Origin of the sequence: Kiloniella laminariae DSM 19542, from assembly GCF_000374005.1 — a bacterium.
In the GTDB taxonomy this organism is placed as follows: domain Bacteria; phylum Pseudomonadota; class Alphaproteobacteria; order Kiloniellales; family Kiloniellaceae; genus Kiloniella; species Kiloniella laminariae.
Map to the genome: position 1 here is coordinate 31095 of NZ_KB893140.1, position 24303 is coordinate 55397.

The following is a 24303-nucleotide window of genomic DNA, read 5'->3' on the forward strand; positions in this document are numbered from 1 at the left end:
AAACCTGACACACTATCTGTATTCACAAGAATTTTTGGTCCGGGATCAATTTTCTGAAGACTTGCGTCGACGATAAAGCTGTATCCCCATTTCATCCAAAGCCGCCTGTTCTTTTTTCCGCAGAACATCTTTTTGTCTACGAATGTCATTGGCCTGGGCTTCTTCGTATTTTTTCAATTCCTGATAAATAGCTTGAAGCTCCTGCTGTGCCTGCTCTTTCCAGCCAATTATTTCCTCAATCGAGTAAACAATGCGTTTTCGGCGTTCCCGTGCTGCCTCGGCATAAACCGGATAGGTATGTGCCATTTCGGGATTCTGGACTGCAAAATCCTGTTCATGCTGGACATCCCGATCAAGCTTCTCCAGGTCCTGGATCAACTTTTTTTCCAGTGTTTGCAAATCAGATAGTTTTTGTTGTGCTTCATCCAGCTTCCAGCTGCTGACACGAACGAGGCTATCCACAGGTGTTTTCATGCGTCAGTTCCCATCAAGCCGGCGTCCTGGAATTCCCCCGCTTCCAGGGTTTCACCCGCTTCAGGCCAAGGCATCCCTATTGCTGCAGCAAGTTGCTCATATCCCAGTTCGAGATTACTTTGCTCAAACTTATCCTGTTTGAGAAAAGCCTCGAGGGCATCATGATAAAGAATGGCTTCGTCAATCGCAGGATCTGCCCCGGCAGAATAGGCCCCGATCCGGATCAACTCCGCCATGTTTTCATAGGTTGATAGAAGCTGTCTTGCCCGAGTTACCAGATCATTCTGGTTTTCATTATTACATCCCGGCATGGTTCGGGAGATACTGCGCAGAAGGTTTATCGCCGGGAAGCGATTGCGTTCGGCAATTGCCCGCTCGAGAATAATATGACCATCCAGAATACCGCGTACAGCATCCGCGATCGGCTCGTTGTGATCATCCCCTTCGACCAGAACAGTGAAAAGACCTGTGATCGACCCCTCCGGCAGAACACCGGGGCCTGCACGCTCTAGCAACTGGGGTAATTCGGCAAAAACAGACGGAGTATACCCCTTACTTGCGGGAGGTTCACCAGCAGACAGACCGATTTCACGCATAGACATGGCAAAACGTGTCACCGAGTCCATCAAACAAAGCACATCCTTGCCATTGTCACGAAAGTACTCTGAGACGGCCATGGTCATATAGGCAGCCTGACGCCGCATTAACGGAGGTTCATCCGAGGTCGCCACAACTACAACTGATTTTGCCAGACCTTCTGGGCCAAGATCGTCTTCAAGCCACTCCTGAACCTCCCGACCGCGCTCCCCGATCAATCCAATCACATTGACATCAAGAGACGCAAAGCGGGCCAACATGGACAGCAGGACGGACTTGCCTACTCCAGAACCGGCAAAAATACCCATCCTCTGCCCCTGGCAACAGGAGAGGAAACTGTTGATTGCCCGCACACCCAGATCAATTTTCCCTCCCACTCTCTGTCGACCATGTGCGGGAGGCGGCATGTTTCTTACTTTATAAGGGTCGGGCCCCATGGGAAGTGGCCCCTTGCCGTCTATCGGCTCTCCCAGGGCATTAACGACCCTGCCAAGCCAGGCATCGGAGGGATGAATTGATGGTTCGCTTTGAGCCAGCAGAGCTTTGCACCCCAAGCCTATTCCATCCAGAGAGCCAAAAGGCAACAAGAGCGCGCGCCCTTGGCGAAAACCGATAACTTCACAAGGAACCTGTCGGGAATCACGGGCAATGAGGGTGCAACGCGAACCAATCGCTAACAAACGATCAAGTCCGGACAATTCAACAAGCATGCCAAGCACACCCGAGACCCGGCCATAGACCTGATAATCAGAAAGTTCTGAAATTTCCCGTGCCAGACTTTTAAGTGTCATACCGATCTAGATACCTTAAATTGAACATAAACTACATAAAAATAACCCAAGGATGTACTCATCACATGATTTCATCACCACTTTGACACAGAGCATTTAACGTCAGCTTAACTCTGCTTCCTTTCAAAAAGATCAAAATTTGCCGAAGAAACTACTTTTAATAAAATTAATCATAGTTTTCTCCCGTTTTTTTGAGTTTCTATGAATTTCTGGTAATATTTTGTTAACGTTACATGCTGAAAATGGTTAACAGCATTCATATTCGTTTAACCAACATTAATGACCGGAACCAAACATGCGAGTTCTGTTAGTAGAAGACGACGCCCCAACAGCCCAAGGCATCGAAATGATGCTCAAGTCAGAAGGCTATGTGTGTGACAAAACTGACATGGGTGAAGACGGCCTCGAAATTGGTAAGATCTATGATTATGACATCATCATCCTGGATCTTATGCTCCCTGATATGGATGGTTATGAAGTCATCCGGCGTTTGAGAGCTTCCAGGGTAGAAACGCCAATTTTGATCCTTTCCGGGCTCAACGGCCTGGATGACAAAATCAAGGGTCTGGGATTTGGAGCAGATGACTATCTGACCAAACCTTTCGATAAAAGAGAACTTATCGCCAGAATTCAGGCTATCGTTCGCCGATCCAAAGGTCACGCCGCTTCAGTAATCAACACTGGCAAGCTCCGTGTGAACCTGGACACCCGTACTGTTGAAGTTGAAAGTAAACTCCTGCACCTAACGGGCAAGGAATATGGCATTCTGGAGCTGCTTTCCCTGCGCAAGGGAACAACTCTTACAAAGGAAATGTTCCTTAACCACCTTTATGGCGGGATGGATGAGCCCGAACTCAAAATTATTGATGTCTTTGTCTGTAAACTCCGGAAAAAACTGTCCAATGCCACAGGCGGTGAAAACTACATCGAAACTGTCTGGGGACGCGGCTATGTCCTGAGAGATCCTGTTGATCAGGGAATAAATGAAGCTCATATGGCTTCTGCCTGATTTTTATTCCCGAAGGGAATATCTCAAGAGTTCTCAAAATACGTAATAAAAAAACAGAGGCCGAAAATTCAGCCTCTGTTTTTTTATTACCAAGATGCGAAGCCGGGGAAGATATCCCCCCGGCTTTTATCAATACTTACCCTACTGCAGCACGCGCGGCCTGTCCGCGCACCAGGCCATAGATACCTCTTTGCCCCGGGATAAGCTGGAAATCGTCAGATATCCCTAATACGGTTTCCGCACCACCCAGGTACAGAAAGCCATCATCAGGCATCTGCTTTGCGATATTTTTCAAAACATGTGATTTTGTCGCTTGTTCGAAATAAATCAAAACATTGCGACAAAAAACAATATCAAATTTACCAAGCGCCGCCGGACTTTCAAGAAGGTTGAAAGTTTTATAGGTCACCATATTGCGGATGGAAGGATCAATCTGCCACCGGTCCCCGGCTTGCTGGAAATATTTTACCAGGAGATTGATCGGCAAACCGCGCTGTACCTCAAACTGGGTATAAACGCCTTCTTTCGCCTTGTTTAAAATCTCGTTGGACAGATCCGTTGCGATAATCTCGATCTTCCAGCCAGCCAGCTTGGGCCCCGCTTCTTTAAGCAACATAGCGAGGGTATAGGGCTCCTGCCCGCTCGAGCAAGCGGCAGACCAGATCCGGATCGTTTTACTGGAAGCCCGCTTTTCCAACATATGTGGAAGCACCAGATCCCGGAATTGATCAAAGGGTTTTTGATCACGGAAGAAGAACGACTCATTGGTCGTCATTGCCTCTGTGATGTCATTAAGTAAACGTTCGTCGTTGCTTGATCTGACCTTCTGTACCAGCTCGTCGAAGCCGCTAAGGCTCCATTTACGTGCCACAGGATTCAAGCGACTTTCCAACAGATAGGCTTTGTCTTGACTTAAGACGAGCCCGGAACGCTTCTTTAGAAACTGTGAAATAAATTCGAAATCGTTCACGTTCATGCCGCCGACCTCAGCACAAGTTGTCGTACATGCGCTGCCATTTCCTTGATAGGAAGAACAGCGGAACAGAGACCTGCAGTCGCTACCGCGCCTGGCATACCCCATACAACACTTGTATGTTCGTCCTGTGCAATGACACTCCCGCCTGCGGTTGTCACAACTTCAGAACCTCGTAAACCATCACTGCCCATCCCCGTAAGGATCAGGACAAGGAGATGAGAGCCATATATTTTAGACAGACTTCTTAGCATCGGATCTACCGCCGGACGACAAAAGTTTTCTGGCGGTTCCTGATTGAGGCGAATAATGGTGTCTGTCCCCTTTTTTTCAAAAACCATATGATAGCCGCCAGGAGCCAGATAAATTCTCCCGCCACGTATTGCTTCCCCATCCTCGCCCTCTTTACTTGGCATCTGGGAAATACGCCCGATATGCTCAGCCAGAAGAGCTGTAAAGGTTGCTGGCATATGCTGGGTAATGACAACAGGCTGACTGACCACCCCCAAATTACCGAGCACATCGAACAGGGCCTGGGGACCGCCAGTGGAGCTGCCAATAGCCAGAATATCAGGGCGCGCAATCGCTGTGGTCCGCAAAGTAATCTCTTTGTTGGCGTAAAGCCCCCCGGTCGTCCTTTTAACCGGAGCCGACGAGGCAGCTGTTGTCTGGCTGATCCCCGTTTTAGCAACTGTCGCAGAAGCTTCCGATGGTAATGGGGCATGTCTGGCCGTTCGTGCAACACGGCCCAAGGCTTTCACCTTCTCAACCAGCTCATATTTAAAATCATCAGCTTTGGTGAGTTCACCCGAACTTGTCGGTTTGGGGATATAGTCTGCGGCTCCCAACCGCATTGCCTTGAAACTGATCTCGGCATTTTTGCGCGTTAATGTGGACGCCATGATAATCTGAACACCGGGCTTGGCTTCAAGCAGCTTTGGCAAGGCCGTCAGGCCATCCATAACCGGCATCTCTATATCGAGAACCACCACATCAACGTCCAGGGTCGCGATACGTTTGATCGCAATCTCGCCATTGGAAACAGACTCAATAACAGATACCTTTGGGTCATTTTCCAGCATTCTGGTCAAAAGCCCTCTGATAACTGCAGAATCATCCACCACCATCACACGATAGGCATTTTCGGCTTTAGGGGCAGGTGATGTATTCAGTGGCAATGACATTAAAGCAGGCCTACCTGGGTAAATTTGGATTCAATGATGTCACTGTCAAAAGGCTTCATGATATATTCATTGGCCCCGGCAGCAATCGCCTGCTGGATATGTTGCATATCATTTTCTGTTGTACAAAACACAACTATAGGCTGCTCAACTCCTTGCAATGCCCTCAGGTCCTTAAGGAATTCAAGGCCATCCTTTACCGGCATATTCCAGTCCAGCAATACCGCATCAGGCATGGAGTTTATACAGGAATCCAATGCTTTCTGACCGTCTTCAGCTTCCTGAATTTGAAAGTTCAACCCTTCAAGTATTTTCCTGGCAACCATGCGGACTACTTTGGAGTCATCGACAACCAAACAGGTTTTCATTTTATTGCTCCAGCTTAATTTTTATCTGTCAAAAACATATTCATCACACCTGTTCTGTATAAGAAAACAGTCGGCGCTCAATTAATTCAGGCAGCATCAACACCGCGATTATAATCAAGGAAGCGGTTAACATCCAAGATGACAAGCAATTTCCCGTCAAGCCTGTATATACCAATCGAATACTCCCTGAATCTCTGATCGAGAGTAGGCGGGTTACGCTCAAAGGAAGAAGCATCCACGCCCAGAACCTCACCAACACTATCAACCATAAGACTATATAAGTCATTACCGTTTTCGACAACAATGCTCATGCAGGTCTTATCAGGTCTCGGTGCCAGTCCCAGACGTTTACGAACATCAATAGCAGTTACAATACGTCCGCGGAGATTAAGAGATCCTGCAATTTCCGGCGGAGCCAAGGGGATCGGTGTAATCTGTTGCGGGTTGATAATGTCCTGTACTCTGAGCACTGGCACGCCAAAGAGCTGGCCTGCGATATAGAAGGTGACAAAATCTTCGCTCTCTTTGTAAGTATCACTCACAGCTTTACTCTCTATGGTTTTGATCCAGGCTCCGATAACCGGGGAGCCCGTGGACCCGTTTTACTATCAAGCCGCGCCTTTGATCTCGGCAATGGTATCTTGCAATGTCATCAACAGAGCTTCACGGTCAGTCTTGGAGACATAGTCTTTAAAGCCTGCAGCCCGCCCTCTCGCCAGATCAGAATTTGAAGCAAAGGCTGAAAGGGCAACCATTGGGATTCTGGACCACTTCGTGTTTTCACGAACCGCTTCGGCAAATTCAAAGCCATTCATCCCCGGCATTTCAATATCAGAGATAATAACGTCGAACAGTTCGCCTTTCTCACAAAGATCCAGAGCGGATTTTGCAGAATCAACAGCCTTTACGTCATATCCGGCAACCGAAAGCATCGGCATCAGGAGATTGCGGAAAAAGGCGCTGTCATCAACAAGCAGAAGACGGGAACGGGAACTGTCGAAATTCTCTTTACCAGTTTCAGAGCCAAACCAGTCAGGGTAGGCCTGGGTCAGGAAGAAACCGGCATCCACAACATCCGTCGCTTTACCGGCAATAATCGCACTGCCGATATAACCGCGTTTTTCTGCACTGAGTTCCACGTTCATCCGGTCTTCAACAATGTCGATGATCTCGTCAACCACCAGCCCCATGGAACGTTCCCGATCAGAGAAGACCAGCACCGGCTGGCGCCCCTCTTTTGCCAGCTTCATATCTGGTTGCATCGGGATCAGCGGCATCAGTTGGCCACGATACTGGACCACATGCTGCCCGCCGGAGCTCTCGACTTTGGTAAGATCCACTTCTTCCAGTCGGGCAATAAGCGCTAGAGGCACAGCTTTTGGCGCATCATCCCCAGATCGGAAGACCAGCATGGCCACCTTTTCATCATTCGCAGTATGATGGCGATCAGCAAGACCACTGAGTTCTGTTTCACCCACAGCAATCTCCCCAGTAGCAGCAGCAATCCCGTTTGGATCCAGGATCATAACCACAGCACCATCACCCAAAATGGTATTACCAGAGAACAGCTGAATATTTCTGATGATCGGTGCAACCGGCTTGACCACGATCTCCTCTGTATCGAAGACCCGGTCGACAATAATACCAAAGGTGTAAGTCCCTACCTGAGCCACAACAATAAAGTTGTCATCACGCAGTTTGGTTTCCTTCTCCTCACCTTCAACCGAGAGCTTGAGCAAGTCGCGGAGTTTAACAAGAGGCAGAAGACGATTACGAAGTCTCAGAACAGGTGTATCGTTAATGTGCTCGATCACATGTTCGGAATGATTTGATGTCCGAACCAGTTCCACGACAGACAATTGCGGTATCGCAAATCGTTCTTTACAACACTCAACAATCAGGGCGGAAACGATCGCAAGGGTCAAAGGAATCTTGATGGTGAAGATCGTCCCTTTTCCTTCCGTCGAGCTCAACTCGATCGTACCACCTATTTTTTCGATGTTGGTGCGCACCACATCCATACCAACACCACGTCCAGAAACCGCGGTTACAGCTGCAGCAGTGGAAAAACCAGCTTTGAAGATAAACTGCTGTATCTGCTGATCAGACATTCCATCAAGTTCGGCTTCAGAAGCAAGTCCGTTCTCGGCACATTTTTCCTTGATCCGCTCGGTATTTAACCCCTTACCATCGTCCGAGATCTGGATGATAATATGACCACCTTCGTGATAGGCATTCAGGACAACCTGACCAATTTCCGGTTTGCCGGCAGCAACGCGGTCATCCGGCATTTCCAGCCCGTGATCAGCCGAATTACGCACCATATGGGTCAGCGGATCTTTGATCAGCTCCAGAACCTGACGGTCAAGTTCTGTATCAGCACCCTTCATCACCAGGTCGATCTTTTTATTCAATTCGTGCGACAGATCGCGAATGATACGCGGCAGTTTCGCCCACGCATTCCCGATCGGCTGCATCCGGGTCTTCATCACCCCTTCCTGCAGATCCGAGACCACGTGGTTCAAACGCTGCAGTGGTGTCGCAAAATCACTTTCCTTGTGCGCCCGAAGAATTTGCAAGAGCTGGTTTCTCGTCAGCACCAGCTCTGAGACCATCGTCATCAGGTTTTCCAGAACATCAACACTCACGCGGATTGACTGGTTGGCAACTGACGAAGCAGCATCCCCGGCAGGGGCAGCAGGAGGTGGTGGAGGGGGAGGTGCAGCCTTTTTCGCCTTGGCAGCAGGAGCTTTTGGTGCTGGCTCAGGCTTCAGAGCCACAACTTCAGCAACGGGCTGCTCTTCTTCTGCAGCCTGTGCGGCCAGCTCTTCAGGACCCAAAGCTTCGCGAAACGCCCGCTCCAGTTCATCCTCTTCCTCATCATCATCCTCATCCACATCTGCGACCCCCGCAGCAGCCACAGGTGCGGGAGCTTCAGCCTCACCACCATCGGTCCCTTCAGCATGCGCATTCAGTCGAGCGATAAGGTCGCTGTCGTCCCCTTCAGGTTCCTTTTCTGTCGCTTCAAGCGTCGCGAGAATTTCCCGGATTTTGTCAAGACACTCCAGGATCAGCGAAACGCCCATCGCAGAAACCACCAGTTCTCCATCGCGAAACTTGTTCATGATGTTCTCACCGGCGTGGGCAACAGATTCAAGCCGCGGCAAACCAAGGAACCNGCAAGTGCCCTTGATTGTATGCATGAGCCGGAAGATGTTACTCAGCAGCTCCGTGTCGTTTGGGTTCTGTTCGAGTTTGACAAGCTCCACATCCAATGTGGTCAGACCTTCATTGGTCTCCGTCAAAAACTCGCTCAAAAGATCATCCATGACTGCGCTTCCATTCCATCTTGATCATTCACTGCGGTCACAGCTTGTGTGCTATCCGCCTTTATCAACGACAAGCTTGTCAAAGGAAGATTAATAACCTCTTACCCCGCGACGCTGGTTTGTTAACTTTAATTGGAAAGATGCAAAATTTAATGATTTTAGAGCTGTAGAGACAGCAGCACGGCAAGAAAGACCTTTTACAAGCCCCTGACGCAAAGTATAGCTGATAGCTGATTTTGAGACTCGTTATTAGATAATTACAGGGCTGAAGTTTGGCGGATTCGGGAAAAACACTTCAAAACCAGATCACAACAGACAGCGGCAGGGTCTTCGCCCGTTCAGGTAAAAAAGGCGTCCTGACCTGGCTTGCTTTTTTTGTGGCCGGCCTCTTTGCCTTCCCCATTTTGAGTGTGACCACTGCAGCCCTCACCGCCACCAGCGATGTCTGGGATCATCTTGTCCAAACCGTCCTTGCTGACTATGTCATCAACACTCTGTTGTTGGCTTCCGGGGTCGCCTGCCTGGTGACGGTAATCGGTGGCGGCACTGCCTGGCTGGTAACGATGTGCCGCTTCCCGGGCCGCAGACTCTTCGAGTGGGCTCTTATCCTGCCCCTTGCTGTGCCCGCTTATGTAATGGCCTATACCTACACCGACTTTCTTCAGACAAGTGGTCCGCTGCAGGTCCTGCTCCGCGAAGTATTTGCCCTGCAATACAGAGAATACTGGTTCCCGGAAATCCGCTCCATGGGCGGTGCGATCACCATGTTATCACTCGTCCTGTACCCTTATGTCTATATGCTCGCCAGAGCAGCCTTTCTCGAACAGTCCGTCTGTGCGCTCGAAGTCAGCCGTACCCTCGGTTGCAGTCCTCTATCGAGTTTCTTCCGAGTTGCTCTGCCGCTGGCACGCCCTGCCATTATCGCTGGAACATCTCTTGCCCTTATGGAGACCCTTGCTGATTTCGGCACGGTTTCTTTTTTTGGTATTCAGACCTTTACCACAGGGATTATGAACGCCTGGACAACTTTCGGCGATCTGGCTGCTGCGCGACAGCTGTCGACATATTTACTCGTCTTTATTTTTTCGGTTTTTATCATCGAAAAGCTCAGCCGCGGAAAAGCGCGGTATCATCACGCAACCAATCGCTATCAAAACCTGCCGGGCTACAAGCTGCATGGCTTGAAAAAATGTTTCGCCGTTGCCGCTTGCAGTATCCCCCTGTTTCTCGGCTTTGTCCTGCCCGCAGTTATTCTGATCAACAAGACCCTTTCCCTGGGTGACAAACAGTTTGGCATCAAATTTATCACGCTGGCCTTCAACAGCTTTACCTTGGCCACAGTGACGGCCTGTCTTGCAGTATTGATTGCTGTTTTGCTGGCCTACACCAACAGGATGCAGGCCAACTTCTTCTCCCGGACAGCGACAAAGATTGCCTCCATGGGCTATGCAATTCCCGGTACCGTCGTTGCCATTGGTACCCTCTTTCCCCTTGCTGCCTTGGATAACACTATAGATTCCTGGATGCGGAGTACTTTTGATATCTCAACCGGCCTCCTGCTGACCGGTACGATTACAGCCTTGGTTTTTGCCTACCTTGTCCGTTTTCTGGCTGTCTCCCTGAATACTGTTGAAAGCGGTCTAGGGAAAATACGTCCCAGTATGGACGATGCGTCACGTACCTTGGGCATGGGGCCAATCAAAACACTCTGGCATGTTCACACCCCTATTATGAGCGGCAGCCTTATTACGGCTGGATTAGTGGTTTTTGTTGATGTCATGAAAGAGTTGCCAGCCACTCTTGTCATGCGCCCGTTCAATTTTGATACACTGGCTGTTCATGCCTACAACCTTGCTTCTGATGAACGACTTTCGGAAGCATCAACGGCTTCCCTCACAATTGTCGCCGTTGGTATCCTGCCATTGATTTTCCTCTCGCGGGCGATTGCAAAAAGTCGGGCGGGGAGCCAGGCGAAGCCACCACAAGACCTGTAAAACCTAAAAAAAAGCACCCCTGGGATTATCCAGAGGTGCTTTTCGACAGTTGGAACCGCTTGAGGCACAAGAGCCTCGTTCAATTATTTCCAGCCAACACGGTCAAAGATTTTCTGGGCTGTCACCTGATTGGTGCCATAAACAGAAACATTTACCGTGTCTTTCTTGAAATCACCAAGAGCCGTCACAGCCGCGTTGGCAGCAACACCCTCAACAACCGGAAATTCATTGTTCCCGTCAGCAAAATAATTCTGGGCGTCAGCACTGGTCAGATATTCAAGAAACTTAACTGCTGCTTCACTGTGTGGGGCTGTTTTAACAACACCGGCACCAGAGATATTCACGTGGGTTCCACGATCATTCTGGTTCGGAAAAACGTAACCGATCTTGTCAGCGATACCTTTATCTTGTTCTTCTGGTGTTGTCTGCAGTCGAACAAAATAATAAGAGTTTGCCACGGCAATCTCACATTCCCCTGAACCGATACCCCGCAGTTGGTTTGTATCACCCTTAACAGGTTCACGCGCAAAGTTGTCAACTACGGCTTTCGCCCATTCTTCAGCAGCAGCTTCACCTTTGTGCTCTACAATCGAAGCCAGCAAGGACTGGTTATAGATGTTTGAGCTCTCGCGGATGCAAACCTTGCCTTTCCATTTTCGATCAGCCAGATCTTCATAAGAGGTAATTTCACCCTCTTTTACCTTTGCCTTATCAAAGAAGATCATCCGGGCGCGGGTAGAAAAACCATACCAGTTACCGTCGGGATGGCGCAGGTTGGCCGGAACGCGCTCATTCAGTTCATCAGAAGAGACGGATTTAAAAATCCCGTCCTGGTCCGCGCGCCAGAGGTTACCGGCATCAACCGTCACCAGAATATCTGCAGGACTGTTTTCACCTTCACTTTTAATACGCTCAACCAGTTCGGCACCTTTACCTTCGATCAGGTTGACCTTGATACCGGTTTCTTTGGTGAAGCCAGCATAAAGTGCGTCATCAGTCTGGTAATGACGTTCTGTATAAACGTTGACAACCTCTTCTGCACTGGCGGAAACACCGCTCAGTACTGTCGCAGAAAGGATTGCTGTCGTTACGAACCAAGCAGTCTTCATTTCGACTGTCTCCTAATTGTTTATCACAGGGAGTGATCAGAAAATTGACCGGAACAAAATTCTTCCGATAAAAAGCACCCGGAATATTGCAAATCATTCGCAATATATCAAGTTAGAAATGAGACTTATTCGCAAATTAAAATCATTGAATTTAAAGAAAAAAGCAGCTTCATCGATCCGAAGCTGCTTTTCCCAGGCTATAGCCATTTTCAGATATAAGGACTTCAGTCTGAATTACCAGAAACAGGAAGGCCTTATCCGTCTATTTAGAATGAAACAATTAACTGCACATGCCCGTCGACAGAACTGTTCACCAACAGGTCACTTCCTCTTCTTTGAGCGAGAAAGCGGGTGAAATAGGCATGAACATTTCTTGGTGTCAGCTCTCCCGGATCAACTTTTTCCGAAATAGCATAACGCACCTCCTCGCGAATCGCGACGGATTCTCCGGCAACTGTAACAGCAACGAAAGTACGATTATCCGCCTCACCACTATGGGCAGTAATAACCCCGCCCCGAGGAAGCATCTCAAGCCCAAAGGCAATAAGATTTAGAAGAATCTTGCCCCCATCTTCCGGCAAGCCTTCAGGCACCGTCAGGTTCGGCCAGTTAAATTCCGCTTTGGTGTGTTTAAGATAGTTACTCGCAAGCTGGTTTAATGTTGCAAAATCACTTCCAAGCCGACTGCCAGCCAGACCATAGGCAATACGGTAAAACTGCAGGGTTGCCGCGGCCTGGACAGCGGATCCTGTTGCCAGTTTCAAGGCGTCAGCAGCCATACCAAAAGAATCATCTTCCATCAGTTCAAGGCCGTTGTTAACAGCACCGACTGGCCCGACAAGATCATGACACAAACGCGATGTCAGAAGCTCGAGAACCCGGAAATCAACTTGATCACTCATTCTAAAAAATACTCGCTTTGACTAAAAAAACACTCGCTCTGGAAATCGACATACCAAAAAAGCTTCAGATTGCGATCAGTTAAACACATAAATATTAACAGAAAAACTACTGACCCCGGCTTTCTGCGCTGCTCTGATATCTTTATCCGCCTTCCGGTCATTATCCTTCCATAATCAGTCTGATATATTGAACGCTCTGGCCAAGGAATTCAGGCTCCGAGGTTCGACAAACGACACCAGACATCCGGCAAGCGACATTAATAGCAATCGCCTATCAAGGCATAGGACTTTGCGAATGCCCCATCGCTATCCAACACTGGCAAAGCGCTATAAAATGCTCCAGATATGTCCGGGAATGCGGGAAGACCGCAAGATGCCAACAGGAATATGGAAATATCGGCCCGGATTTTTCCGCCCGAATAACTGAAACAGAAAGAGCCCGGATCAACCGGTGTTCATCGCCCGCACAGCAGGGCGTGTCGTGGAGTTGCATGAGTAATGTCGGATAATGCCACCTTGGACAAGTCCCCCGTCAAGCGCCAGATCCATCCGGGTTCAGGCCGCCGCAAACCCCCTGTTTTCGCCAAAGGGCGTCAACTGAACCCCGGTGCACAGGAAACCATTCATGCCTTGCTTGGCAACCGCTCGCGTCAGCGGGATCTTCTGATTGAACATCTGCACTTGATACAGGACTCATTCGGCTGCCTTTCTGCGGATCATATGCAGGCCCTGGCAGATGAAATGAAACTTCCCATGGCCGAGGTCTATGAAGTTGCTTCTTTCTATGCACATTTTGATATCGTGCTCGATGGAGAAGCCGCCCCCGCCGAGATTACAGTTCGGGTTTGTGAAAGCCTCAGCTGTGAGATGGCCGGAGCTGATGAACTCCTCAGCAAGCTTCCATCAGCTGTTGCAAAGAATGTGAGGGTGGTAAGAGCACCTTGCATGGGCCGCTGTGACTGTGCACCTGTTGCCGAAGTTGGTCACCATCATGTTGAACATGCGACCGTTGAGAAAATCGTCCAGACGGCGAAGGCCAAAAATCTGGAACCTGCCAAGGTTCCCTACAGAGATTACGATGCCTATCTTGCCGATGGTGGATACAAGGTCCTGCGCGATTGCTACGAAGGCAAATATCAGCGCGACCAGATCGTTGAACTGCTGAAAAACACAGGTCTTCGTGGCCTTGGTGGTGCAGGCTTCCCGACTGGACTCAAATGGGGCATTATTCGCCAGCAACCCAAACCCCGTCTTATGGCGATCAATGGGGATGAAGGTGAACCTGGCACATTCAAAGATCGTCACTACCTTGAAACCGATCCGCACCGTTTTCTCGAGGGTATGTTGATCGGTGCATGGGTCGGCGAAGTTGAAGCCAGTTACATCTATATCCGCGATGAATATCCGGCGGTAATCAAACTCTTGAAAAAAGAGATCGACCGCCTCTATGCCGAAGGGTTGAACAACGGGGTTAAAATCGATCTTCGCCGTGGAGCCGGAGCCTATATCTGTGGTGAAGAGTCCGCGATGATTGAATCTATCGAGGGCAAACGCGGCCTTCCCCGTCACAAACCTCCTTTCCCCTCACAGGTTGGTCTTTTTGGCCTGCCAACGCTGACAAACAACGTCGAGACGGTCTACTGGGTCCGGGATCTGATTGAAAAAGGCCCAGAGTGGTTCACCAGCGAAGGGCGGAACGGCCGCAAAGGGCTCCGGTCCTTCTCTGTTTCTGGTCGCGTCAAAAATCCCGGGGTAAAATTTGCACCAGCCGGTATCACCATCAGAGAACTGATTGCCGAATATTGTGGCGGCATGGCTGATGGTCACGAATTCAAGGCCTATCTACCAGGCGGAGCCTCAGGTGGCATACTTCCCGCCAGCCTCGGGGATGTACCGCTCGACTTTGATACACTACAGGCTCATGGCTGTTTTATCGGTTCTGCCGCCATCGTGGTCCTGTCCGATCAGGATAATATGCGGGATGTCGCCAGCAATCTGATGCGCTTTTTCGAAGACGAAAGTTGCGGACAATGCACGCCTTGTCGCAACGGCACGGAAAAGGCCGTCAAGCTCATGCAGGCAGAAACCTGGGATCAGGATCTGCTTAAAGAACTCTCGACTGTGATGATGGATGCCTCCATCTGCGGTCTCGGCCAGGCCGCCCCCAATCCCTTGTTATCGGTAATGAAACACTTTCCGGAGGAACTGTAATGTCTGTAGTTGCAAATAAAGCCCCGGTTACCTTTACCCTTAACGGTGAACAGGTCGCAGCCCAGCCCGGTGAAACCATCTGGCAGGTCGCAGACCGCCTCGGCACAGAGATTCCGCACCTGTGTTACCAACCGGAACCCGGCTATCGCGCTGACGGAAACTGTCGCGCCTGTATGGTCGAGATTGAGGGCGAGCGGACACTTGCAGCCTCCTGTATCCGGGCACCAAGCGAAGGCATGGTAGTCAATACGGCAACCCAGCGGGCGAAAAAAGCTCGCGAGATGGTTTTTGAACTTCTGGTCGCCGATCAGCCAGCCCGTGAAACCGCCCATGAACCCGATTCAAAGTTCTGGAACTGGGCTTCCGACATCGGCGTAACTTCCAGCCGGTTCCCGGCACGCAAAAGCCCTGTAGCCGACCTCAGTCACACAGCTATTGCCGTCAACCTTGACGCCTGCATCAACTGTAACCTTTGCGTGCGGGCCTGCCGTGAAGTTCAGGTCAACGATGTGATCGGCATGGCCTATCGCGGATCTAAAGCCAGCATCATTTTCGATTTTGATACGGAAATGGGCGAAAGCACCTGTGTCGCCTGTGGTGAGTGTGTTCAGGCTTGTCCGACCGGAGCCCTGATGGAAGGCTCCCTGCTCAACGCGGCAGGAACACGTACGGAATATGCTGATGAAATCATCAATTCCGTCTGCCCCTTCTGTGGTGTCGGCTGCCAGACCGAGGTTCATGTCAAGGACGACAAGATCCTCAAGATTGATGGACGTGATGGTCCTGCCAACGAAAAACGTCTCTGCGTCAAAGGCCGCTTCGGGTTCGATTATATTCACAACCCCAACCGCCTGACCAAACCCTTGATCCGCCGGGATGATGCCCCCCGTGGCTGGGACATTCAGGTTCCAGACAATGACTTTTCGGAATTTTTCCGCGAAGCAACTTGGGAAGAGGCCCTGGAGCGGGCGGCTTCCGGCCTGAGCAAGATCCGAGACAACAAAAGCCCCAAAGCTCTTGCAGGTTTTGGTTCGGCCAAAGGATCAAACGAAGAAGCCTATCTTTTCCAGAAGCTGGTTCGCACCGGCTTTGGCAGCAACAACGTGGATCACTGCACACGGCTGTGTCATGCCTCCTCTGTTGCCGCCCTGATGGAAGGTGTTGGCTCAGGGGCGGTATCAGCCCCCTTTACCTCTGTTGCGGATTCCGACTGCATCATCATTATCGGCTGTCGTCCCGGCTGGAACCACCCCGTCGCCGCCACCTATATCAAACAGGCGGCAAAGGATCCCAATAAGCATCTCTTTGTGATGGACCCCAGAGGCCAGAACCTTGTGCGCTATGCTGACAAGCACCTGCAGTTCAAGCCAGGGCGTGATGTCGCCATGCTCAACGCGATGATCTATACCATCATCGAAGAGAACCTCTATGACCTGCAATATGTTCAGGCCAACACCGAGGGCTTTGAGGAACTGAAAGCCAACATCAAGGACTTCTCGCCCGAAGATATGGCAGATATCTGTGGTATCGATGCCCAGACCCTGCGTGAAGTCGCCCGTACCTACGCCACTTCAGAAGCGTCACTCATCCTCTGGGGCATGGGTGTCTCCCAGCATACCCACGGTACAGATAACGTCCGCAGCCTGATTGCCATGTCCCTGATTACCGGACAGATCGGCCGTCCGGGCACTGGCCTGCATCCACTGCGTGGACAGAACAACGTCCAGGGTGCTTCCGATGCCGGGCTTATCCCCATGCTCTACCCGGATTACCAGTCCGTGGAAAATGCCGAGATCCGCAGCAGGATGGAGGATTTCTGGGGAATGGAACTGGATCGCAAAAAAGGGCTGACCGTCGTCGAGATTATGGATGCCATCCATGACGGCGAAATCAACGGTATGTTCATCCAGGGTGAAAACCCGGCCATGTCCGACCCGGATCAGAAACACGCCCGCGAAGCCCTCTCAATGCTTGACCACCTGGTGGTTCAGGACATTTTCATGACAGAAACAGCCTGGCATGCAGATGTAATTCTCCCTTCCTCGGCCCACGCCGAGAAGGACGGAACCTTTACCAACACCAATCGGCAGGTCCAAATTGGCCGTGCTGCAGTCTCTCCTCCCGGCGAAGCGCGTCAGGATTGGGAATTGATCCAGGAAATTGCCAAACGTATGGGCCTGAGCTGGTCCTATAGTCATCCCCGCGATGTTTTCAACGAGATGGCCCAGATCATGCCATCCCTGAACAACATTACCTGGGAAAGACTTGAGCGTGAAAACGTCGTTACCTACCCCTGTTCCAGCGCAGATGGTCCTGGTACAGAAATTCTCTTCGCCCAGGGTTTCCCGACAGCATCCGGTCGCGGCAAGCTGGTCTCGACAGCACTTGTTGATCCGGCCGAGTTACCGAACGAGGAGTTCCCGCTGGTCCTCACCACCGGGCGTCTGCTTGAACACTGGCATACCGGCGCCATGACACGACGCTCCCAGGTTCTCGACAATCTGGAGCCGGAAGCGGTGGTTTTTGTCAATCGGCTGGATATGAACAAGCTCGGTGTTTCTGCGGGTGACTGGGTAAGTGTTTCAACCCGCCGCGGCACAGTCAGTCTGAAAATCCGCCAGGATCGGGAAGTTCCCGAAGGCATGATCTTTATGCCCTTCTGCTTTTCTGAAGCAGCAGCGAACATGTTGACCAATCCTCAACTTGATCCCTTCGGCAAGATCCCGGAATTCAAATACAGCGCCGCCAGAATGGAACGCATTTCGGTTGCCGCCGAATAGTTCAGGCATAAGATCACCTTCCAACAGAAAAAGGGTCGCACAGGCGGCCCTTTTTTTCGTCCCGGGTTTTCAGGCCAAAAAGAATTCTCCCCCCCCTCTAATTCACATGAACGTGATAAAGCTTTATGCAACAGCCAGGTGCATGCGGTGCTATCAAAGATAAGCGAATATCAGCAAGGCGCGATAACAAGATTAAGAACAAAACATCCATTCCAACGTCAGAGAAACAGAGGGAACCCAGATGAAAATCAGCTCTATACTCAAGACCATGGCTATTGGTACAGCCATGCTTCCTTTCTTGACCACTCTTCATACTTCTGTTTCAGCCGAAGAAATCTCAGACGAGAAAGCCGCGGCAGAATACGAGACTATTGCCCCCTCTTTGAGAGAAGGTTACGCAAAGTCAGGTCATCCGGTGGCAACTGAGTACTTTAACTGGTCTCGTTACAGCACTGTTCCCTACGCTTCCAGCACCCATGGCGGCCGTCTGGTCCATAACTACGCCAATGATATCGCCAAGAATTACGGTAAATTCGAAGAGGTAGGCACCCTGCCCGTTGGCGCGATTGCCGCCAAGGACAGCTTCAAGGTGACCAAGAATGGCGTGAAACCTGGCCCCCTGTTTCTGATGGAAAAAATGGCTGCGGGTTTCAGCCCTGAAAGCGGCGACTGGAAATACACACTGGTGACTCCTGACGGAAAAATATTCGGAGAAACCAATGGAACCAATTCAAAGAAAGTGAAATTCTGCGCCGATTGTCATAATGCTGTTGGCGAAGATCAGGATTATCTGTTTTTCCTGCCTGAAGACTACCGGGTTCAAAACTGACCTGTCCGGATTTCAAGATATACCCTTATCGAGGCAGGGAACTATCCTTGCCTCCTTTTTGTAACCTCCGCCCAAATGACACTTCGAGAAATATCAGGCGCTCATCATGGCTTGCTGCGGAAGCTCCTCGACAGAATTTCCAGTAACGACCCGGTTCGCCGGGAAGGTAAGAATTACCGAAGTGCCGACGCCCAGTTCACTCTCGATGGACAGGCGTCCGTTGTGCAACTCCATTAAGGAGAGGGCCAAAGACAGGCCCAGACCGGTACCCTCAATGGTTTTGGTATAGCTTGATTCACATTGTTCAAAAGGCTTGATCACCCGATCAAGATCCTCTTTGGCAATCCCGATCCCTGTATCGGAAATGATAATTGCCAGCTCTCCCTCGGCCGTGCCCGGAACAACTTTGGCAACAATAGAACCACCTTCTGGCGTAAACTTCACCGCATTGGAGGCAAGATTGATAACAACCTGTTTCAACAGGCGTTCGTCTGCCAAAAGATAAGGAAGAGTTGCGTCAACTACAGTTTGTAGCCTGATATTTTTTTCCTGGGCCTGCCTTTTGACAAAGCGGTAGGCTGACTCAATAGCAGCCTCGATATCAACCGCTGTTTCATGCAGGGTTATCTCCCCCGCTTCTACCCTCGAAAGGTCAAGGATATCGTTGACAATGGTCAGAAGGTGACAGCCGCTATAGAGAATATCCTTTATATATTCCCGGTATTTTGGCGGCTCGATCCGTCCGAGATGTTCTTCGCTGATAAACTCCGAGAAACCGATGATGGCATTTAACGGTGTTCTGAGCTCATGGCTCATATTCGCCAGAAAGGTCGTTTTCATTCTATTGGCGGCCTCGGCCATTTCTTTTGCCTGACGCAATTCATTCTGAACAGAGATCTGTTCAGACACATCGCGCACAACAGCGGCAAAGATATAGCTATTGTCCCGTTTGATTTTCATAATCGTCGCATCTGCCGGAAAGATCTCGCCATTGCGTCTCAGGGCAGAAATGCCGTTCCGAAATCCCAGGCTTCTGCTGTTATCCTGCCTGCCGCCAAGGTCTTCCGGATTGCCCGTATCGGGATCACAAAAAGCGTCGGGTATCAAATGCTCCAGACTGGTGCCGATAATTTCAGAGCTTTGATAGCCGAACATCTTTTCCGCCCCCTTGTTAAAAAGCGTCAGATCTCCCTCTTCATCAGTCGCAATAATGGCATCAGCAACACCTTCGACAATCCGGCCCATCAACTCGCGGGACGTTTCCAGCTCCTTACGGACAGACACTCTCGCGCTGATGTCCCGCACCAGCACCATTATGAGCGGCTGTCCGGAGGATAGCAGCGGATAAGCTCGCAGGTGGACATCAAAAATAGTTCCCCTGGCCGAACAGATTTCGCCATTTATCACCTCGGCTTCTCTTTCGGGATTTCCCTGATATCCAGACAACAGAATTTTCTGCTGATCTTCGGCAGGCAGGGTGATCAGCTCGAAAACAGAGCGGCCGACCAGTACCTCTGCCGGGAAACCAAAATTTCTGGAAACTGAAGGATTGCAATAAAGAACCAAACCGGAAAGATCCGTTACAAAAACAGCCTCAAAACTTTGCTCAAGAAAAAGACTGCTCACGTCACGGCACACACCAGCAACATCCGGACACTCTTGCGAATGTTCACTCTTCATTTAAGACCTGTTTTCTCTTGAAGCGGTTTCCTGTCGGCCAATCCCTGTAGGGAACACCAACCAGTACCCAGAAAGCAAAAACAGGTTATAAAATCAAATGAAAAGAAGAAATTCTGTTACAAAAACGTCATTTTGTTACTATCAAGAAAGATGACAATCAGAATTAACACCAATAAATTGAAAACAACCGCTCCAAAGAAACCTGTAACTAAATATTATCCTACCCGCATACTCCAGAATTAACAAAAATCCTGAGGAATATATTCTATTTACTTAAGCAACAATAACAATCCAGTCAGATCCTATTTGATGTATATTTTTCAAATTCGTCTGCATAATATTTCCCGGAAAATCTGTTTCTCCTGTTCCGGTTGATCGCATCCCTCAGCACGGATATCAACGGACATCTTAGCAGGCTTAAGGTATCACTGATATTTTCTTTGGATACTGTCAAAGGTGCCGTCGGCCTGTATTTCTGCCAATCCGGCGTTAAACATGGACAACAAAGACTGTGCATCAGGCCACTGCTTGCTAATGCAGAGATGATAAGCCCTTTTCCCCATAAGAAAATACTTTAGATTCACTCCCTCGAGCTCAGTTTTAACAAGGTATCTGGTCGTGTTGAGCTCTGAATATAAAAGTTCAATACGGCCAGCCTCAAGTTTTTTCAGCGCCACTCTATCCGTAGGAGAAAGATCATGCTCTATGCCCGCGTCGGTCAATTCGGTACTGGAGGTGTATCCAATAATTGAGCCCACCTTATATTTGTCTGCATCCGAAAGGTGATTGATTTTTTTAACCTCACGGCTGGCAAGAGCTGCAAATCCGAATTCTGCATAACTTATGGGCTCTGAAAGTAAAAAGTACTTTTCTCTATCCGCATTCCTTGCACAGGATAATATTCCAGGAACTTCGCCCCGACTGCCCATCTCAAGTGCTCGTGCCCAGGGAACAAATCTCACATGAGCAGTAACCCCCTCCGGGCGAATGCGGTAACAAGGGTATCAACATCAAAACCTGCCAACCCATCAACCGGATGCTCAAACTCATAGGGCGGAAAGTCAACTGCGAGAATTTCAATCTTTTCCTCGGCAAGGGCAGTCCTTGAGAAGACAGTAATCAAAAGACAAAAATACAGCACAGGAAAAATTTTGACCCCATATCTCGCCCTCAGACACGATAGAGATTTTTCCATTTCCGCCATATTCCCCGACTGACAACGTTCACAGGATCTGATTGATGCTGAAAAAGATTACCCAGTTAAACTTAACAAAGCCTGACCAATACTCTTGATAATCGTATGCTCTGGAATGCTACTATTCTCGGCGAGACGCTCAAGGATCAGAATTCCTTTTATTGCAAACCGGATTTTGATGGACGAGAAACATTTCGGAGATATTTTTTTCCTTCCTGACATTTATTCCCCAAGATAAGCTTTTCCCAAAATCGTTTAATGGTTCAGAGTAAGGAACAATGCCTCAGATGACCGGCGAACAACTTATCCAGTCCAGTGCCTGTGAAATCAGAGAGCTTTTGCTCCTGAATAAGATTTCACCTAACGACCTTCTCGACGCGTTGGAGAGCCGTATTGACCTTGTCGAAAGAGAGGTCAATGCCCTGCCAACACTTTGTTTCGAGCGCGCCAGAGCAGCAGTAAACGAGCTGGAGAAAAAGCCTGTCACAGACAGAGGTATCCTTGGCGGTATCCCCGTTGCCATCAAGGATCTTACAGCCGTCAGAGGAGTTCGCACCACATACGGCAGTCCAATTTTTGCCGATGACATCCCGGACTATTCGGATGTTCTGGTTGAGACAATGGAGGGAAACGGCGCGGTTATCTATGCCAAATCCAACACCCCTGAATTTGGAGCCGGGGCCCACACTTTTAATCCAGTTTTTGGTCCGACCTGCAATCCCTGGGACGTGGCAAAATCAGCCGCCGGATCATCAGGAGGAGCTGCTGCTGCGTTGGCAAGTGGCACAGCCTGGCTTGCTCATGGTTCTGACATGGGGGGATCGTTGCGTAACCCGGCAAGTTTTTGCGGGGTTGTTGGTCTCAGACCTTCCCTGCACCTTCTGGCAAGCGGACCATCAACAACGCCGTTCCAAACACTCTCCATGCAAGGCCCCATGGCCAGGAATGTCGAAGACACTGCCCTGTTTCTTGATGCTATGGTTGGCTTCCACCCGACAAGCCCTTTGGCTCTACCCGCATCTGGAGAGCGTTTTCTGTCAACGAGCCAGAAGAAAATTCCCCCGAAGAAGATTGCCTTCAGTGCTGACCTGGGCGTGAGCCCGGTTGACCCGGAAATTGTCGATATTTGCAAAGCAGCCGCCCTGCGTTTTCAAGAGGCAGGCGTTATTGTCGAAGAAACCTGCCCTGACCTGTCCGATGCCCCGGAAGTCTTCCGGCGCCTTCGCGGGCTGGACTTTCTTGTTGGCCTCGGACCACTACAGACGCAGCACCCCGGCAAGCTCAAGGAAGACATCGTTCTCAATATTGAATACGGTCGGACTCTTTCTGCCGAAGACATCGCCTGGGCTGAAAGAAAACGCGGTGAAATCTATCATCGGATGCAAAACTTTTTCGGGGAATATGATCTGCTGCTTTGCCCGGCAACAATCGTCCCTCCCTTTCCAATTGAACAGCGTTATGTCAGCGAATGTGCCGGGCAGAAATTCGAGAGCTACATCGACTGGCTTGCCATCGTATCAAGCATCACAATAACAGCCTCCCCCGCCCTTTCGCTCCCCTGCGGCTTCACCGCAACAGGGTTGCCTGTGGGTCTCCAGCTTGTCGGACGCCCCCGCGCAGATGGTGCCCTTCTCTCGGCAGCCAATTTTCTGGAAGATATTCTGCCGAGGATACCAACTCCGATTTTACCAAAAAAGTGCTGAGCAAGATTGAAAATCTCAAAAAAAAGAGGCGCTCTCCCTGTGGAAAGCTCCTCTTAAAGCCGATCAAAGCAATATTACGTAACTATCAGAAAACGTCGATATGGACGCCGTTATCATTCAGGTCCGTCAGGGAATCAAGTGAGTGATCCGCTGTTCCCAGCCCCCGCAATGTGATGCTGTCGCCATTTTCAAACTGGATCGAGACATCGCGGCCAGCACCGCCATCCACGACCGTAACACCCCCGAGGCTATCAAGAGCCGCCAGAGGGTCAGCTGCCCCCCCCAGACTACCCAAAATATCTTCAAAGACCAGCCGATCGCCGGAATCAAAATCCATAATAGTATCTTTACCCTGGGCTTCAACACTGCCAGAAGCATTCATCGAAAGACTGAAGGCAAAGCTATCATCTCCCCCGCCCCCAGTAAGACGATCATTTCCAAGACCACCGAAAAGAATATCATCATCGTCTGAACCGATCAGCGTATCGTTCCCAGCACCCGCATCAATACGGTCAATGTTGGTCAGGGTTGTGTTGCTCAGATCAATCGTGTTGTTGCCGGACGTTCCGGACAGAATGTTAACGCCTGCTCCACCGTCAATCTGTTCAATGGAATCTCCCGAGGTCAGATGCGAAACGGTAATTGTATCATCGCCGTCACCACCCAGAATTCTGTCAGCACCCGCGCCACCACTGAAACGATCCGCGCCCTGATCCTGCCCTTCAACGATAAAAGTATCATTGCCGTCACCACCGCGCAGGTTATCATTACCCGTACCACCAACAATGGTGTCATCCCCGGCAGACCCGGTGATCGAATCATTTCCGGCACCGCCTTCGATACGGGTGACATTGGCCAGAGTGGTATTGCTCAAATCAATCGTGTTGTTGCCTGAAGTCCCGGACAGCACATTGATGCCAGAGCTCAGATCAATTTCTTCAATTGAATCACCCGCGGTCAGATGCGAGACAACAACCGTCTGGTCGCCATCTGTGCCCTGAATTTTATCCCGGCCCGCACCACCGTTATAACGATCAGCTCCCTGTCCGTTGCCTTCAACGATAAAAGTATCATCGCCATCACCACCGCGCAGATTGTCATTCCCGGTGCCACCAACAATGGTGTCATCCCCGGCAGACCCGGTGATCGAATCATTTCCGGCACCACCATCGATACGG

The 24303-nt window shown here is 50.1% G+C and carries 18 protein-coding genes; 6 read left to right on the forward strand and 12 right to left on the reverse strand.

The genetic code is table 11. The features are described 5' to 3' along the window. Positions 1–45 precede the first annotated feature (45 nt). Together B152_RS0109700 and fliI are read right to left on the reverse strand one after the other, a co-directional pair. Positions 46–474 carry a hypothetical protein gene (locus B152_RS0109700; protein WP_020592222.1) on the reverse strand — a complete coding sequence of 143 codons (429 nt, stop codon included), beginning with the start codon at positions 472–474 and terminating at the stop codon, positions 46–48. Beyond that, positions 471–1862 carry a flagellar protein export ATPase FliI gene (gene fliI / locus B152_RS0109705; RefSeq protein ID WP_020592223.1) on the reverse strand — a complete coding sequence of 464 codons (1392 nt, stop codon included), beginning with the start codon at positions 1860–1862 and terminating at the stop codon, positions 471–473. Before fliI ends, B152_RS0109700 begins: the two co-directional genes overlap by 4 nt. A gap of 295 nt (positions 1863–2157) precedes the next feature. Here fliI and ctrA point away from each other — a divergent pair, with 295 nt between their 5' ends. Then, positions 2158–2871, forward strand: a complete 714-nt coding sequence (ctrA, locus tag B152_RS0109710) for a response regulator transcription factor CtrA (protein ID WP_020592224.1) — start codon at positions 2158–2160, stop codon at positions 2869–2871. A 136-nt stretch (positions 2872–3007) separates the two neighbouring features. Here ctrA and B152_RS0109715 read toward each other — a convergent pair whose 3' ends face one another. The 5 genes from B152_RS0109715 to B152_RS0109735 all read right to left on the reverse strand — a co-directional run bounded on the left by B152_RS0109715 (position 3008) and on the right by B152_RS0109735 (position 8722). After that, positions 3008–3847, reverse strand: a complete 840-nt coding sequence (locus B152_RS0109715; RefSeq protein ID WP_020592225.1) for a CheR family methyltransferase — start codon at positions 3845–3847, stop codon at positions 3008–3010. Further along, the gene (locus B152_RS0109720) at positions 3844–5028 is read right to left on the reverse strand and encodes a protein-glutamate methylesterase/protein-glutamine glutaminase (protein ID WP_020592226.1); all 1185 of its coding nucleotides are present in this window, start codon (positions 5026–5028) and stop codon (positions 3844–3846) included. Before B152_RS0109720 ends, B152_RS0109715 begins: the two co-directional genes overlap by 4 nt. Continuing rightward, on the reverse strand, positions 5028–5393 hold the full coding sequence (locus tag B152_RS0109725) for a response regulator (RefSeq protein ID WP_020592227.1): 366 nt from the start codon (positions 5391–5393) through the stop codon (positions 5028–5030). Before B152_RS0109725 ends, B152_RS0109720 begins: the two co-directional genes overlap by 1 nt. Before the next feature lie 86 nt (positions 5394–5479). After that, a complete protein-coding gene (locus tag B152_RS0109730; RefSeq protein ID WP_020592228.1) occupies positions 5480–5935 on the reverse strand; it encodes a chemotaxis protein CheW in 456 nt (151 codons plus the stop codon). Positions 5936–6001: 66 nt separating this feature from the next. Then, entirely contained in the window at positions 6002–8722 is a 2721-nt protein-coding gene (locus B152_RS0109735) for a hybrid sensor histidine kinase/response regulator (RefSeq protein ID WP_020592229.1), read from the reverse strand. 272 nt (positions 8723–8994) lie between these two features. Between B152_RS0109735 and B152_RS0109740 the strand changes: the two genes are divergently transcribed. Next, the gene (locus B152_RS0109740) at positions 8995–10716 is read left to right on the forward strand and encodes an ABC transporter permease (protein ID WP_020592230.1); all 1722 of its coding nucleotides are present in this window, start codon (positions 8995–8997) and stop codon (positions 10714–10716) included. A gap of 83 nt (positions 10717–10799) precedes the next feature. Here B152_RS0109740 and B152_RS0109745 read toward each other — a convergent pair whose 3' ends face one another. Both B152_RS0109745 and B152_RS25280 read right to left on the reverse strand, forming a co-directional pair. Then, positions 10800–11825 (reverse strand): Fe(3+) ABC transporter substrate-binding protein, encoded by a 1026-nt coding sequence (locus B152_RS0109745; RefSeq protein WP_020592231.1) that lies wholly within the window; start codon positions 11823–11825, stop codon positions 10800–10802. A 266-nt stretch (positions 11826–12091) separates the two neighbouring features. Further along, positions 12092–12727, reverse strand: coding sequence for a histidine phosphotransferase family protein (locus B152_RS25280; RefSeq protein WP_020592232.1), 636 nt, complete (start codon positions 12725–12727; stop codon positions 12092–12094). A 498-nt stretch (positions 12728–13225) separates the two neighbouring features. Between B152_RS25280 and B152_RS0109755 the strand changes: the two genes are divergently transcribed. The 3 genes from B152_RS0109755 to B152_RS0109765 all read left to right on the forward strand — a co-directional run bounded on the left by B152_RS0109755 (position 13226) and on the right by B152_RS0109765 (position 18547). Next, entirely contained in the window at positions 13226–14938 is a 1713-nt protein-coding gene (locus B152_RS0109755; protein WP_020592233.1) for an NAD(P)H-dependent oxidoreductase subunit E, read from the forward strand. Beyond that, the gene (gene fdhF / locus B152_RS0109760; RefSeq protein ID WP_020592234.1) at positions 14938–17718 is read left to right on the forward strand and encodes a formate dehydrogenase subunit alpha; all 2781 of its coding nucleotides are present in this window, start codon (positions 14938–14940) and stop codon (positions 17716–17718) included. The genes B152_RS0109755 and fdhF overlap by 1 nt, the downstream gene beginning before the upstream one ends. A 241-nt stretch (positions 17719–17959) precedes the next feature. Further along, a complete protein-coding gene (locus B152_RS0109765; RefSeq protein ID WP_020592235.1) occupies positions 17960–18547 on the forward strand; it encodes a cytochrome P460 family protein in 588 nt (195 codons plus the stop codon). 93 nt (positions 18548–18640) lie between these two features. On the opposite strand, the gene B152_RS0109770 is transcribed toward B152_RS0109765, so the two are convergent. Beyond that, complete coding sequence (locus tag B152_RS0109770) at positions 18641–20227, reverse strand: PAS domain-containing sensor histidine kinase (protein WP_020592236.1); 1587 nt, start codon at positions 20225–20227, stop codon at positions 18641–18643. A 425-nt stretch (positions 20228–20652) separates the two neighbouring features. Beyond that, complete coding sequence (locus B152_RS0109775; RefSeq protein ID WP_083921858.1) at positions 20653–21216, reverse strand: substrate-binding periplasmic protein; 564 nt, start codon at positions 21214–21216, stop codon at positions 20653–20655. Positions 21217–21709: 493 nt separating this feature from the next. Between B152_RS0109775 and B152_RS0109785 the strand changes: the two genes are divergently transcribed. Continuing rightward, the gene (locus tag B152_RS0109785) at positions 21710–23125 is read left to right on the forward strand and encodes an amidase (protein WP_026261438.1); all 1416 of its coding nucleotides are present in this window, start codon (positions 21710–21712) and stop codon (positions 23123–23125) included. Between the two features lie 85 nt (positions 23126–23210). Here B152_RS0109785 and B152_RS23185 read toward each other — a convergent pair. Continuing rightward, on the reverse strand, positions 23211–24303 hold a 1093-nt coding region (locus B152_RS23185), incomplete at its 5' end, for a calcium-binding protein (RefSeq protein ID WP_020592240.1).